The sequence below is a fragment of the Curtobacterium sp. MCBA15_013 genome (genome assembly GCF_001865095.1).
Lineage (GTDB): Bacteria > Actinomycetota > Actinomycetes > Actinomycetales > Microbacteriaceae > Curtobacterium.
The window spans coordinates 10,431-11,004 of sequence record NZ_MJGQ01000022.1; the positions used below are offsets into that span (position 1 = coordinate 10,431).

The following is a 574-nucleotide window of genomic DNA, read 5'->3' on the forward strand; positions in this document are numbered from 1 at the left end:
CTTCCACCCGCCGAACGGCTGCCTGTGGACGATCGCGCCCGTGGTGCCGCGGTTGACGGACAGGTTGCCCGCGCGGACCCCGGCGATCCAGTCCGCGACCTCGTCGGTGTCGAGGGAGTGGAGGCCGGCGGCGAGCCCGTGGTCGGTGCCGTTCTGGATCGCGATCGCCTGGTCGAGGGTGTCGGCGCGCATGATCCCGAGGACCGGGGCGAGGTACTCGGTCTGGTGGAAGTCGCTGCCGGGCCGGACACCGTCGCGGATCCCCGGCGACCACAGCCGGCCGGAGTCGTCGAGCGGGACCGGCTGCATCAGCCAGGACTCCCCCGGGCCGAGCTCGGTGAGCCCGGAGCGCACCGTGCCCTCGGGCTCGGCGATGAGCGGCCCCATCTGCGCCGTCGGGTCGTCCGGCCAGGCGACACGCAGGGTTCGGGTGGCGTCGACGAGCTGTCGGCGGAAGCGCTCGCTCTCGCCGACCGCCCCCACGAGGATCACCAGCGAGGCCGCGGAGCACTGCTGCCCGGCGCGACCGAACGCCGACCGGACGATGTCCTGCACGGCGAGGTCGAGGTCCGCG

Annotated in this window: 1 protein-coding gene; it reads right to left on the reverse strand. The window is 74.2% G+C overall.

The genetic code is table 11. The annotated features are described in order from the left end of the window. Positions 1 to 574, reverse strand: a 574-nt coding sequence (locus tag BIV01_RS12045) for an aldehyde dehydrogenase family protein (RefSeq protein WP_139199331.1), incomplete at both ends; no start/stop codon positions are given.